At 37.1% G+C, this 13,727-nt stretch carries 13 protein-coding genes; all 13 read right to left on the bottom strand.

Annotated elements, in window-relative coordinates:
* Positions 1-115: 115 nt before the first annotated feature.
* Positions 116-1,039 (bottom strand): dipeptidase, encoded by a 924-nt coding sequence (locus ACSVDH_RS11830; protein ID WP_299092191.1) that lies wholly within the window; start codon positions 1,037-1,039, stop codon positions 116-118.
* A 108-nt stretch (positions 1,040-1,147) separates the two neighbouring features.
* Positions 1,148-1,408, bottom strand: coding sequence for a stage V sporulation protein SpoVS (gene spoVS, locus ACSVDH_RS11825; protein ID WP_003181955.1), 261 nt, complete (start codon positions 1,406-1,408; stop codon positions 1,148-1,150).
* A 213-nt stretch (positions 1,409-1,621) separates the two neighbouring features.
* Positions 1,622-2,416, bottom strand: coding sequence for a 2',3'-cyclic-nucleotide 2'-phosphodiesterase (gene ymdB, locus ACSVDH_RS11820; protein ID WP_439249529.1), 795 nt, complete (start codon positions 2,414-2,416; stop codon positions 1,622-1,624).
* Positions 2,417-2,534: 118 nt separating this feature from the next.
* Positions 2,535-4,097, bottom strand: coding sequence for a ribonuclease Y (rny, locus tag ACSVDH_RS11815; protein WP_439249528.1), 1,563 nt, complete (start codon positions 4,095-4,097; stop codon positions 2,535-2,537).
* 532 nt (positions 4,098-4,629) lie between these two features.
* A complete protein-coding gene (recA, locus tag ACSVDH_RS11810) occupies positions 4,630-5,670 on the bottom strand; it encodes a recombinase RecA (protein WP_439249527.1) in 1,041 nt (346 codons plus the stop codon).
* Positions 5,671-5,905: 235 nt separating this feature from the next.
* Positions 5,906-7,156 carry a competence/damage-inducible protein A gene (locus ACSVDH_RS11805; RefSeq protein ID WP_439249526.1) on the bottom strand — a complete coding sequence of 417 codons (1,251 nt, stop codon included), beginning with the start codon at positions 7,154-7,156 and terminating at the stop codon, positions 5,906-5,908.
* A 24-nt stretch (positions 7,157-7,180) separates the two neighbouring features.
* Positions 7,181-7,762, bottom strand: coding sequence for a CDP-diacylglycerol--glycerol-3-phosphate 3-phosphatidyltransferase (gene pgsA, locus ACSVDH_RS11800; RefSeq protein WP_299090211.1), 582 nt, complete (start codon positions 7,760-7,762; stop codon positions 7,181-7,183).
* A gap of 181 nt (positions 7,763-7,943) precedes the next feature.
* Positions 7,944-8,822, bottom strand: coding sequence for a helix-turn-helix domain-containing protein (locus ACSVDH_RS11795; protein ID WP_439249525.1), 879 nt, complete (start codon positions 8,820-8,822; stop codon positions 7,944-7,946).
* 16 nt (positions 8,823-8,838) lie between these two features.
* Positions 8,839-9,633, bottom strand: coding sequence for a DUF3388 domain-containing protein (locus ACSVDH_RS11790; protein ID WP_299090216.1), 795 nt, complete (start codon positions 9,631-9,633; stop codon positions 8,839-8,841).
* Between the two features lie 159 nt (positions 9,634-9,792).
* Positions 9,793-10,050 (bottom strand): DUF3243 domain-containing protein, encoded by a 258-nt coding sequence (locus ACSVDH_RS11785; protein WP_299090210.1) that lies wholly within the window; start codon positions 10,048-10,050, stop codon positions 9,793-9,795.
* Positions 10,051-10,146: 96 nt separating this feature from the next.
* Positions 10,147-10,863: an elongation factor P 5-aminopentanone reductase gene (ymfI, locus tag ACSVDH_RS11780; RefSeq protein WP_439249524.1), complete on the bottom strand. Its 717-nt coding sequence runs from the start codon at positions 10,861-10,863 to the stop codon at positions 10,147-10,149.
* Positions 10,864-11,015: 152 nt separating this feature from the next.
* Positions 11,016-12,302 (bottom strand): EF-P 5-aminopentanol modification-associated protein YfmH, encoded by a 1,287-nt coding sequence (yfmH, locus tag ACSVDH_RS11775; protein ID WP_439249523.1) that lies wholly within the window; start codon positions 12,300-12,302, stop codon positions 11,016-11,018.
* Positions 12,299-13,576 carry an EF-P 5-aminopentanol modification-associated protein YfmF gene (yfmF, locus tag ACSVDH_RS11770; protein ID WP_439249522.1) on the bottom strand — a complete coding sequence of 426 codons (1,278 nt, stop codon included), beginning with the start codon at positions 13,574-13,576 and terminating at the stop codon, positions 12,299-12,301. The genes yfmH and yfmF overlap by 4 nt, the downstream gene beginning before the upstream one ends.
* Positions 13,577-13,727: the final 151 nt, after the last annotated feature.

Raw genomic sequence — 13,727 nt, 5'->3', positions numbered from 1 at the left:
TTTATGTACTAGCTATTTAGCGGGATGTGCAGGAGCCCTTATAGAGTTTATGTATACTTTGAAGTCCACCCTAGTTTATTGCTTCCTCTGAGATTTTCGCTCAAACATATTTATTTTAATAAGAAATGTGATCGATAAAGTTATGATAAACAAGTTTATTGACCAATCTTTGCGGATAATAGTTCAACAAATGATTGATGAAACCGTAGTAACATGCATAATTTTCCAGTCCCTTTATCATAACTTCGATTCCATCGAAGTCTGAGCCAAATCCTATATTGTTCTCTCCACCTAGGGAACAAAGATAATCGATATGATGAAGAACATCTGACATGATGGGCTGTGGAGTATTCGCTATAAAGTACGGGACAAAAGTCACACCAATCATGCCGTTCTTTTTAAACAATGCGATGATTTGTTCGTTCTTTAAATTACGAACATGCGGGCAAAGCTTATATACATTAGAATGTGAAGCAATTGGGTACTTCGCTAATTCAAGAGCCTCCCAAAAGCTTCGTTCACAAGTATGGGATAAATCCGTCCAAAGGTTCTGACTATTCAAATAGGAAATGACCCTTCTTCCGAAGTTTGTCAGGCCGCCATTCCGTTTTTCAAGGGCACCGTCTGCAACTAGATTGGCATAATTCCAGGTTAAACCAACAGAGCGAACCCCTAATTGATATAGAATTTCCAACTGATCAAGCTGATCCCCGATGGCATCACAGCCTTCTAATGTTAAAATGGCGCCAATTTCATTTTCAGTAAGGTGGTCGATATCTGATTTTGTTTTAATTAATTTTATTTCCGGATATTTTTTTAACACTTTTTGATAAAAGATGTTAATTTGTGAATGGGCAACTGCTAGACGGTTTACAAATGGCACATCCTCTGGAACATAGATGGCAAAGCATTGAATGGGCTTATCCATTATTTTTAATTTTGAAATCGAGACGTGCAAGCTTTCATCATCATAAACATTAATGTTTTTGTCTCGCCATAGCTTAAATAGCATATCACAATGGGCATCAAAGACTCTCATTCGCCAATTTCCCCCTTCAACCTTTGTTCCGTATACAAAGCAAGGGTTTGACTCTATATCAAGAGTCAAACCCTTTAAATGACATATGTCTTTGTTCTCTTACGCTTCTTATCTCGGCTCGACAATTAGTTTAATTGCCGTCCGCTCTTCGCCATCTATTTGAATATCGGTGAATGCTGGAATACAAATTAAATCAACACCGCTTGGAGCTACAAAACCCCTTGCGATGGCTACTGCTTTAACTGCCTGATTAAGTGCACCGGCACCAATTGCTTGAATTTCAGCGGCTCCCCGCTCTCTCAAAACGCCGGCTAATGCACCAGCGACAGAATTAGGATTAGATTTTGCTGATACCTTTAATATTTCCATTTCTAGCTCCCCCTTATTTTCAATGAATCCTTGAGTGTTCATTAGAACATCATTGGTATAATTTGTTTAAAAAGGGCTCCCCTCATTTACCCTTTTAAACAGTGTTAGTTCATCATCCATTGATACTATATTCACTAGAAAAGGAAAGTATTCCTGCTTGTTCGCACATAATTTCGAAAATTAATTGTAGAATTTAAAAGCGACAAACATTTATTACTCAAAAAATAGATGATCGTCATTTATTAAAATACGATCTATTTTTTTGGCTTGACCTGTATTTTTGTCTATATCAATTACCACAGCGCTTAATTGCGTACGCCCTTTTGCTACATCATGGCGTACAGGTAAATTCGTAAGGAATCTTTTTAAAATCATATGCCGATCTACTCCAAGTATCCCATCATAAGGTCCTGTCATACCAACATCCGAGATATAAGCTGTGCCTTTATCCAAAATACGATTATCTGCTGTTTGTACATGTGTATGGGTACCGACAACTGCTGAAACTCTTCCGTCTAAATACCATCCTATCGCCTGTTTTTCACTTGTTGCTTCGCCATGAAAATCAACAAAAATAATTGGAGTACGCTTTCTCGCTTCTGCAACAAGCTCGTCAGCCTTTTTAAAAGGACAATCAGATGGAGGCAAAAATGCACGGCCCTGCAGATTAATCACAGCAACCTCTTTTCCAGCAACAGTAACAAAAACCATCCCTTTGCCAGGATTTTCTTCGGAAAAATTAGCAGGGCGGATCATCTTCTGTGCACGATCAATAAATTCAAAAATTTCCCGATTATCCCACGTGTGATTTCCCATTGTTATAACATGTGCACCTAATTCGAGAAATTGCTGATAAATCTTTTCGGTTATTCCTTTCCCATGGGCGGCATTTTCGCCGTTAATAATGACAACATGGGGATTGTATTTCGTTTTTAACTTTGGTAAATACTCCTTCACCATGTCGCGTCCTGGAGAACCAAATACATCTCCTACAAACAAAATTCTCATCTTCAAAGCCCTCTCTAGTTATCATTGAATTTCTTTTATTAAAAAATACTCTCTATGTATTTAAACTTATTTTTGCATAAACAATATAAAAAATAAAGTGGTGCATTTCTGCACCACTCTATTTTGCATATTCAACTGCTCTTGTTTCACGAATAACAGTTACTTTAATATGTCCTGGATAGTCGAGTTCATCTTCTATTCGCTTTCGAATATCTCTTGCTAAACGATGTGCTTGAAGATCGTCAATACTATCAGGCTTAACCATAATACGAACTTCTCTACCAGCCTGGATAGCAAATGACTTTTCAACACCCTCATACGATTCAGAGATTTCCTCAAGCTTCTCTAGGCGACGAATGTAATTTTCCAGCGTTTCACTACGTGCACCCGGCCTTGCAGCTGATAACGCATCTGCTGCTGCAACAAGCACCGCAATGATTGATGTCGGTTCCTTATCACCATGATGGGAAGCAATACTGTTGATAACGACAGGATGTTCTTTATACTTCGTAGCGAGCTCAACACCGATCTCAACATGGCTTCCTTCTACTTCATGGTCAATCGCCTTACCGATATCATGCAGGAGACCTGCTCGTTTCGCTAATAACACATCTTCTCCAAGTTCGGCAGCCATCAATCCTGCTAAGAATGAAACCTCCATCGAGTGTTTCAATACGTTTTGACCATAGCTTGTTCTAAATTTCAAACGACCTAAGATTTTAATCAAATCAGGATGCAGGCCATGTACACCTACCTCAAATGTTGTTTGTTCTCCAATTTCCCGGATGTATTCATCAACTTCACGACGAGACTTCTCAACCATCTCTTCAATACGCGCAGGGTGAATACGTCCATCCTGAACCAGCTTGTCTAGCGCAATTCTTGCAGTTTCCCGGCGAATTGGATCAAACCCTGATAAAATAACGGCTTCAGGTGTATCATCAATGATCAGATCTATACCCGTTAATGTTTCTAATGTACGAATATTTCGTCCTTCACGTCCAATAATACGGCCCTTCATTTCATCATTTGGAAGATTGACAACAGATACAGTAGTTTCTGCTACATGATCTGCTGCACATCGTTGAATAGCAAGCGACAGGATTTCTTTAGCCTTCTTGTCAGCCTCTTCCTTCGCACGATTTTCGCTATCTTTAATCATCATAGCGATATCATGAGTAAGTTCATTTTCAACCTTTTCAAGAATGATCGACTTTGCTTCATCTCGTGTAAGGCTAGATATGCGCTCAAGCTCCGATTGCTGCTTACGCACCATCTCCTCCACTTTGCTTTCCATCTCTTCAATATGCTGTTGTCTTTCATTCAGAGAATCTTCTTTCTTCTCTAGCATAACTTCTCGTTTATCTAAAGACTCATCCTTACGGTCAAGATTCTCTTCCTTTTGTAATAAGCGATTTTCTTGTTTCTGAAGCTCATTTCGTCTCTCACGAACTTCCTGCTCTGCTTCTGTTCGCAACTTGTGGATTTCATCCTTTGCTTCTAGAAGTGCTTCCTTTTTCGTTGCTTCTGCATCACGCTTTGCGTCCTCAAGAATCTGCTCTGCTGCATGATTAGCACCAGCAATTTTCGCTTCGGCAATGGATTTACGAACAAAATAGCCAACAACTGCACCGACGATTAGGCCAAGCAAAATGGAGATGATTATTGAAACGATGTCCATCATTACACCTCCTCTTGCTATGAACTTGTTTTTCTAGATTAAAGTGTCGGCATGTACATTGTTCAATTTTAAGTTGTCAACATACAGCACAAAGCTTAATTATCATGTTGAACTTTGCGTCTTAATCATTTTTAGGAAGACTAATTCAAGTACCAACATTTTTGCTTTCAAAATGCTTCAATCATCATTCTACAAAATTGTAAAATATACATACTAATTGTAAATGTGTGAAATTTTCTTGTCAAGCCTGTCATTATAACGATTGCAGCCTCTCTTGTGTATAGTTCGAGTGAAAACCCTATTAAAAATCGCGAAGACAAGAGTGAATTTTGTAGAATTGTGTCATATTATTTTAGTGCGGTTAAATAATAATTATCATGATTATATCCAAATATGAACCTTTTCTATACTCATTCTCTACATTTAATTATAAATTCTGCTATAACAATGATAAAAACTGGTGTAAATATTATTTTCATATAAGGATATTCTTTTAAAAATGATATTAAAAAAAGGGCAATTATGCCCTTTTTTAATCATCAAGTAAATCCAATTCTTCTTGGCTTTCTTCTGGCGCAAGAACTTCTTCATCTAACCCGTATTCCTTGCGGATTTTGTCTTGTATCTCTAAACGAAGAGATGGATTTTCTTTAAGGAATTGCTTCGCATTTTCACGCCCTTGACCTAAGCGCTCTTCGTTGTAAGAATACCAAGAGCCGCTTTTTTGAACAATGTCAAGCTCTGTTCCTAAATCGATAATCTCTCCTTCTTTAGAGATCCCTTCACCGTACATGATATCTACTTCTGCAACCTTGAAAGGAGGTGCAACTTTGTTTTTGACAACTTTAATTTTTGTCTTGTTACCAACCATGTCATTTCCTTGTTTAAGTGTTTCAGCACGACGCACTTCTAAACGAACGGATGAATAGAATTTCAAAGCGCGACCACCTGGAGTTGTTTCTGGATTTCCAAACATAACTCCAACTTTTTCACGAATTTGGTTGATGAAGATGGCGATTGTTTTCGATTTGTTGATTGCGCCAGATAGTTTACGTAATGCTTGTGACATTAAACGAGCTTGAAGACCAACATGTGAGTCACCCATCTCGCCCTCAATTTCCGCTTTTGGCACTAACGCCGCAACAGAGTCTATAACAAGAATGTCTACAGCCCCGCTGCGGACAAGCGCCTCTGCGATTTCAAGTGCTTGCTCACCAGTATCAGGTTGGGATAGCAGGAGCTCATCAATATTTACTCCAAGCTTTTGTGCATATACAGGATCAAGTGCGTGTTCCGCATCAATAAATGCAGCTTGTCCGCCCTGCTGTTGAACCTCTGCAATCGCATGTAGAGCAACAGTTGTTTTACCTGAACTTTCTGGTCCGTATATTTCTATAATTCTACCGCGAGGGTAACCTCCTACTCCTAAGGCAGCATCTAGAGCAAGGGAACCGCTTGGTGTAGTTGAAACTTTTCGATCTGTCTGTTCCCCGAGTTTCATAATGGAACCTTTACCGAATTGCTTTTCTATTTGTTTTAACGCCATATCTAATGCAGCTTGACGATCGCTCACAAATTTTCCTCCTTTAAATGAATCTATATTAAATATACCGCTTTTTCAACAGTTTGCCAAGCAATAATCGAACATTTATTCGATTATTTTTCATCGTAAATTATTCTTATATTTTCACTTTTCTTTTTAGAAAAACTCCTATTTTAGCTATATGAACTGTTGTAAAAATGAATTTTATATATTTATAGAAAAAAAATAGGATCTGCTTAAATCAGATCCTATAAAACGTATTATATCATTCTATTTCCGATAATAGTTTGACTAAATAATGACATCCATACTTTACCGTTCTTACACGAATGCCATTTCTAGATCCGGCAAAATGAAATCTATAGACCTGTGTTTCTTTTCCACTAAACGAAATACCCATAAAGACAGTACCGACAGGCTTATCTTCCAGCGGCTGTGGTCCGGCAACACCGGTAAAGCTTATGCCGATGTCGCTGTTTGATAATTTCCGAATTTGGTCAGCCATTTCCTTCGCACATTCCTCACTGACGGCTCCATTTTTATCAAGTGTTTGTTTTGAAACATTTAGCAGCTGTTCCTTCATCTCATTTGTATAGCATACAAGACTGCCTTTAAATAACTGTGAGGCACCATCCAATGCTGTTATTTGTTCAGAAAACATACCGCCAGTCAGGCTTTCAGCTGCTGATACCGTCTTTTGCTTTGCAAGTAACAGTTTTTTTAGTTCTTGAGGTAAAGTTGTTTGTTCATAACCATAAAAAAACTCGCCAACACGAGATTGGATTTTTTGCTCAAGTTCATCAAGCAGCTGATTTGCAACATGTTCGTCTTGATGCTTAGCAGTTAAGCGCAACGTTACTTCACCATCAGCAGCTAATGGTGCAACAGTAGGATTTAGCTGCTCATCAATGATATCCTGTATGTCGGTTTCAAGCTGTGATTCGCCGATTCCGAAGTATCTAAGCACACGAGAAATAATCTTTTCTTGAAATCCAAATTGTTTTTCAAAATATTCCCGTCCATAGTTTTGAAACATTGGTTTCATTTCACTAGGAGGCCCTGGCAGCAGCATATAAATCGTTTGATCCACATTTAAAGCCATTCCAGGAGCCATACCATAATCGTTTTTTAATATGAATGAATCCTCTAAAACAAGTGCTTGCTTTTTATTGTTTTCAGACATGATCCGTTTCGTTTGAACAAAGTATTGTTCGATGCTATCAAGGGCTTCCTGGTCAAAGACAAGCTTTTTACCGAGTGTCTTTGCAATGGTTTCTTTCGTTAAATCGTCTTTTGTAGGTCCTAAACCACCTGTAAAAATAATAACATTTGAGCGTTCCTTGGCGATCTTAACCGCTTGCTCAAGCCGTGTTGGGTTGTCACCAACAACGGTGTGATAATAAACATTCATGCCAAGCTCGGCAAGCTCAAGTGATAAAAATTGCGCATTGCTATTCACAATTTGCCCTAACAATAATTCAGAGCCGACCGCAATGATTTCAGTGCGAATACTCATCAATATCCTCCTATGGTTTCAAGATTACTTGGAATTAACAAACACATGTTTATTTTTATTTAAATAATCCCAGCCAGATATGACAGTGAAAAAGGTAGCAACCCATAATGCGATCATGCCAAAGGGCAAATTTATGAACTCAAATGGAAGGTTATGAAGCAATAGCGCTGAAATGGCAACAATTTGTGTCCACGTTTTGATCTTACCTAGCATATTAGCTGCAACAACTTCACCTTCACCTGCTAAAATAGCTCTTAATCCTGTCACAACAAATTCACGGCTGATAATAAGAATGACCATCCAGGAAGGCGCCAGCTCCAGCTGGACTAAAATAATTAAAGCAGCTGAAACAAGAAGTTTGTCTGCTAACGGATCTAAAAACTTCCCAAGATTTGTCACCAAATTAAGTTTACGGGCATAGTAACCATCAATCCAATCTGTTGTTGAAGCAATAATAAAGATTAGTGCACCAACAAAATGGGTGACTAAAATTGATTCAGTGCCGAATGTTAATTCGCCCCAGTCCAATGGCGCAAGCATGATCACCATAAAAACAGGTATTAAGAATATTCTCGAAATCGTTATTTTATTAGGTAAATTCATCAATTTTCCCTCCAAGTAACTGTATTATGTACTAAAAAGTGAGCGTGATTAGGTCATCGTTTGCGAGGAGAATTTCTTACTTTTAACATGTAAACAGAAAATGGGACGACCCAAAATAATGCCTAGAACCTCCTCCAACATAATAGAAGGAAGAGGTGCTTGACACGTAAACATGAATCAATCCCTATTCTTTGCTATAAATAATCGTAATGTTTTGAGGTGTTGTCTTAGCATCTTCATATTGTAAAAGCTGGCCATTGATTTTTAGCTCCGTACCCGGAACATTTCCAACCCTTACTGTTATTTCTGATTCAGCTGTAAAATCAAAGGTTTGTGACTCTCCTTCAGCAATTTCTGCACCAAAGAAGCTTTTACCTTTTCCATTTTTTATACTCACCCATGTTCTGCCTTTAGCAATCACTTCTAATTGAAACTTTGCAGCACCGGAGAGGTCATATGTTGTTGTCGTACCCTCTTTCCCTTTTACTGTTAAAGTTTGTGCAGGAGTTTCCGGTTCCTGTTTAACTTCTTCCTCAACAGGTGGTGTTTCTTCCTGAACCTCTTCTTCTGGGTCCTCATCTTCATTGCCTGCTGCCGTATTTTCTACATTGTTTGTATATTCATTTCCATTTTCGACTTTCGTTGCCTCTTCACCTGGATTACTATCTGCAGCGTTTTGTCTCCATACCCAAAAAACAATGGCAATAAGAATAACAGCTGCCACAATTAATAATCTTGGAAGCAGATCAAGAAACTTGGATGCAGATTTTGGTAGTTGTTTATGTGTTTTTACTCTTGAAAGCTGTTCTGGTAAATCATCATTATATGTACTCGGGATTTCATTTTTATATTCTTCAAAGATCATCTCTGGATCTAAGTTCACCGCTTCAGCATATTGCTTAATAAATGCGCGAACATAAAATTTACCAGGGATCATTGAATAATTCCCTTCTTCGATACCAAGCAAATACCGTTTTTGTATTTTGGTCATTGCTTGAAGGTCATCCAAGCTAATGTTTTTTTCTTCTCTTGCTTGTTTCAGTCGATTTCCTAATTCACTCAACCGTAACACCCCATATTTAAAAGTCAAAGCCTGAAAGACTTGAGGAATCAAACATCATATGTGGTTCTTCAGCATCTTTATATGTAATTTCCTCATCAGGCTCATTACGAATTTCTATTATATAATCAAAATCATCAATTGTATATTCTGTATTTTGTACAAAAATATCAGGATGCTCTACAACTTTCGTTGCAGACAGCCTCATAATTTCCCTTACTAGCTGAAGATGCTGCTCAGAACCTCTTCGTGTAGAAACAATTCCATCGATAATGAACACATTATCCTCACTGTATTCATCTGCAATCAACTGGCTGCGAATCGTTTGCTTTAACAAAGTGGATGAAACAAAAAGCCATTTTTTATTCGCACAAACGCTTGCTGCCACAATTGATTCTGTTTTACCAACTCTCGGCATCCCGCGAATTCCGATCAATTTATGACCGTCCTGCTTATATAATTCTGCCATAAAATCGACTAATAGTCCAAGCTCATCCCTGACAAATCGAAAAGTTTTTTTATCATCAGCATCACGTTGAATATAACGTCCATGTCGTACGGCTAATCTGTCCCTAAGCTTTGGAACTCGAAGTTTTGTCACAGTTATATGATCCATGGTGGCTAGAATCGATTCAAGCCTGCGAACTTGATCATTGCTTTCACATTTTAATAAAAGGCCGCGACGTGAATCATCTACTCCATTTATGGTGATGATATTAATAGAAAGCATCCCTAATAAAGAAGAAACATCCCCGAGAAGCCCTGGACGATTTTTTTGAATTTCATATTCTAAATACCACTCATATGGCATAATTAAGCCCCCTTTAACCAACCACTATAACCTATAATATATGATTTTCCCGAAAGAAGAAAGAACAAAAAGAAAAGAGAAGTCGTCTTGCTCAGCGACGGAAAAAAATAATAAATTCAAGAAAAAGAATAGTGAAAAAGAGAGGATTAGCTCCTCTCTTTTTTAATGTGAACCGTTATTTTGAACAAGTTTTACCATCATACTTGCAATTGCATGTTTTTCTTGCTCTGAAGCAACACTCCAAAGATCTGCTAATACTCTTTCTTGAACGTTTTTAGGGTCAACTTGCTTAGCTAAGTAGTCACCAACTTCGAATGCTAAGTTATTAATAACCTGTTCGTTCATTCCTTCGTTCTGAGCATGATGTAAACGGTCACCAAGGAAATTTTTCCACTCATCCCAATTTTCTAAAACAGACATAGGAGTACCTCCTTTATAATTGTTACAGGCTTATTGTTCCTTATGGAGGTTTATTTTATTCCGGGATTCCTCGGAAAAACAAAAATATTGTTATCATTAATACCATCCTCCATCAACCGACAATACCTGTCCTGTAATATAAGAGGCTTTTGGTGAAGCTAAAAAAGAAACCGTTTGGGCAATTTCATGAGGAAGACCTAATCTTCCAAGGGGAATTTCATCCTTTAGCTGTTTTAATTCCTCTTCAGTAAAAGTTGAAAGCATTCGGGTATCAATCGCCCCAGGTGCAATTGCATTTACACGAATTTGACTAGGAGCAAGCTCTTTTGCCAGTGCTTTTACGAACGAATTTTGTCCACCCTTCACCATAGAGTACAACACTTCACACGATGCCCCAACAATCCCCCAAATAGATGAAATCACAATAATGTTGCCTTTTCTGCTCTTCAAGATCGGAATCAGTCTTTGAGTTAACCGAAATGGAGTTGAGATGTGCAGGTTAATCATTTTGTCGATCTCATCATCATTCATATCAGTCACTAAACCGTAATAGCTCATACCGCTTGTTAATACAAGCAAATCAATTGGCATTTGAATTTTATTTACTATATGATCACAACCATTTGGTTGAGCTAAATCTGCATGGATCGGAATAATCATTTTATGATTCCCGGATGTTTCAATCAATTGTTTAATTGCTAGTTCATTTTGATAATAGTGGACGTATACATGATAGCCATCTTCCATTAGCTGATTCGCAATGGCTGTTCCGATTCCCCCGCTTGCACCAGTAATTAAAGCATATTTTTCCATTTTTTCCCCTCTCAAAAAAGAGGCGGTCTCAATAGGCTCTAACCTCTCCAAAAAACATGAATATATAGGAATGATAGACAATTTTAGATCCTATATATTGTATTGTTGGAGGCTAACCAATTATTTTAAGACTGCCTCTTTTACTATCTTCCTTACTTAGGAATAACCTGACAAACTGTAAATAACTCCTTATCAACAGCATCCTGAAGAATCGTAGTTATTTCTTCTTTTGTTAATGATTCAAGTGTTGGTACAACGTCAAAAAGCTTCATCTCATTAAAGGCATACCTTGTAAATTGATTGGCAATATATTCAGGTGAGTTAATGGCTCTCAAAAATGCACCGATCTTTTTATTTTTTGCTGCATCAAATGTAGTGAAGTCAACACCTTCAGCTTTTGCCTTTAATAGGATGTCTTGAATACGCTCTGCAAGTTTATCTGGATCCTCGGTATCTCCGCCAATCATAGCAAAACCAAATCCTTTTTCTTCTGTATAATCATAGCTGAAGGTATCATCAATAAGTCCTTCACTGTATAGATTTTCATAATTCTTTGAGCTCTTACTAAACAGCATATCAAGAATAATATTCATGGACAGCTCATATTTTAACAATTCCTGACCAGATCGATTTGGATTTTTTGCTTTTAAACCAACTAAGCATTTTGATCCTTGAACATTCATCTTTAATTTATCTATTTTTTTATAAACTTCAACAGGTTCAGACGGGAATTCTCGCTTAATCTCCGATTGAGCAGTAAAATCCTTTCTCTGCTGATTTTCCCTAACTTGCTTTAAAATGGCTTCAGGTTCAACAGCTCCAACAATAAATAACAGCATATTGCTTGGATGGTAAAACGTATTATAGCATTCATATAATGAATCTTTTGTAATTTTAGCAATCGAATCAATTGTACCAGCAATGTCAATTCTCACAGGATGATGCTGGTAAAGATTTTGAATTAAACCAAAGTATAATCTCCAGTCAGGATTATCATCATACATATTAATCTCTTGTCCGATGATGCCCTTTTCTTTTTCAACCGTTTGCTCAGAGAAATAAGGTGTTTGTACGAAATCAATTAATGTTTCCAGATTCTGTTCTACATTGCTTGTACTCGAGAATAAATAGGCCGTTCTAGTAAATGAGGTAAATGCATTAGCAGATGCACCTTGTTTACTAAATTGCTGAAACACATCACCATCTTCTTTTTCAAAGAGCTTATGCTCAAGAAAATGCGCGATTCCATCCGGAACTGTGATCATTTCATTTTGATCTAACGGTATAAAGCGATTATCAATTGACCCATATTTCGTTGTGAAGGTTGCATATGTTTTGTTAAAGCCTTTTTTAGGTAATACATAAACATCAAGTCCATTTTCCATTTTTTCATAATATAGCTCCTCTTGAAGCTGCTCAAAACGAATAGGATTTGTCATTGAGTCCCCCCCATTCCCTTTAAGAAATAAATTGTATCAAGCTCTACCTTTTCTGCAAGTTTTACAACATCCTCTTTTGTTACCTCTTCAATTCCTTGTAAATAGTCATCAAAAGGCCGATTTATTTGAGCAATAACATTATGGTAGACAATCTCAACTAATCCATACGGCGTATCAATTGTTTCTAATAATTGATTGCGGATAACGGCCTTAGTTTGTTCCAATTCTTGCTCTGAAAAACCCCCTTTTTTCATAGCCGCCATTTGTTCACGAATGATGGTGACCGCTTTTTGGTAATTTTCAACCTCAATACCTGACATAACCATGAGCAGACCTTTATGGCTCTCTACCCTTGATGCTGCATAATACGCTAAACTAGCCTTTTCACGGACATTAATAAAAAGCTTTGAATGGGAAAAGCCTCCGAAAATACCATTAAAGATTTGTAAAGCATAATAGTCATCATCACGGTACGTACTATTTGTACGATAACCAATATTTAATTTTCCTTGCTTTACATCCTGTTCTTCAATGACTTCATTTTCTTCAATCGCTTTTTTTGCAATAGCTTCACTAACGGTTTTTTCATTATTTTCAAAAGAAAAATATTTTTTTACATACCCTTCTACCTCTTGTTGATCAATATCGCCAACAACATACAAATCAATTTTATCGGAACTTATTGCTTTTTGATAATAATCGTATAAAGATGTTGCTGATATCCCTTCAACATCATCAATTTCACCATTGACGTGTAATGCATATGGTTCATCTTTACACATTTCCTGGACAAGACGTAAATTTGAATACCTCATCTTATCATCATAAACAGACTGGATCCGTTGTTTTAATGTTCGTTTTTCCTGAGCAACGATTTCTTCTTTAAATGCGTTACCGTCAAGCACGGGTTCTAACAAAATTTCTGCTAACAGCTTCATTCCTTTTTCTAATAAAGGAGTTGAATCAGTAAGAAATTTTTCATTCGCTATTTCCATCCGGAAAGAAATAATATGGTTTTCTCCTTTTTTTGCAAGGTCTACATAAAGTGTTGCACCGTATAATGTATCTAAATGCTGACGTAAGTTTATGCTTGTAGGAAAACTTTTTGTCCCTCGTTGGAGTACATAGGGAAGTAAGGCTCTATATGTAACATCTTGTTTATTTAAAGGTGCAAGCATTTTTAATACAATTGTATTCGTTTTAAATTTCTTTGTTGGTACAGTATGCAGAGAAAGCCCATTTACTTTACTGAGCTGTTCATCAATAAATGCCATTTTGACCCTCCTTTTATGGTAGCTAAATTCCTTTTCATATGCTTGTAATTATATCAATACGAGGATAATAAAGGAAATAATACACATTTTTCTACTATTTATTCTTTCACTAATCGAACGACTATATACAATGAAAGGAAAACATGCTGAT

This window comes from Metabacillus sp. Hm71, from assembly GCF_051842955.2.
Classification (GTDB): Bacteria; Bacillota; Bacilli; order Bacillales; family Bacillaceae; genus Metabacillus.
This window is presented reverse-complemented; position numbering and strand designations above follow the sequence as displayed.

What these genes read in the sequence shown, in the direction of transcription:
- ymfI (WP_439249524.1), bottom strand. Translation starts at nt 10,863, where the DNA reads ATGGAAAAATATGCTTTAATTACTGGTGCAAGCGGGGGAATCGGAACA.
- yfmF (WP_439249522.1), bottom strand. Translation starts at nt 13,576, where the DNA reads ATGGCATTTATTGATGAACAGCTCAGTAAAGTAAATGGGCTTTCTCTG.
- spoVS (WP_003181955.1), bottom strand. Translation starts at nt 1,408, where the DNA reads ATGGAAATATTAAAGGTATCAGCAAAATCTAATCCTAATTCTGTCGCT.
- ACSVDH_RS11830 (WP_299092191.1), bottom strand. Translation starts at nt 1,039, where the DNA reads ATGAGAGTCTTTGATGCCCATTGTGATATGCTATTTAAGCTATGGCGA.
- ACSVDH_RS11785 (WP_299090210.1), bottom strand. Translation starts at nt 10,050, where the DNA reads ATGTCTGTTTTAGAAAATTGGGATGAGTGGAAAAATTTCCTTGGTGAC.
- ymdB (WP_439249529.1), bottom strand. Translation starts at nt 2,416, where the DNA reads ATGAGAATTTTGTTTGTAGGAGATGTATTTGGTTCTCCAGGACGCGAC.
- ACSVDH_RS11805 (WP_439249526.1), bottom strand. Translation starts at nt 7,156, where the DNA reads ATGAGTATTCGCACTGAAATCATTGCGGTCGGCTCTGAATTATTGTTA.
- rny (WP_439249528.1), bottom strand. Translation starts at nt 4,097, where the DNA reads ATGGACATCGTTTCAATAATCATCTCCATTTTGCTTGGCCTAATCGTC.
- yfmH (WP_439249523.1), bottom strand. Translation starts at nt 12,302, where the DNA reads ATGACAAATCCTATTCGTTTTGAGCAGCTTCAAGAGGAGCTATATTAT.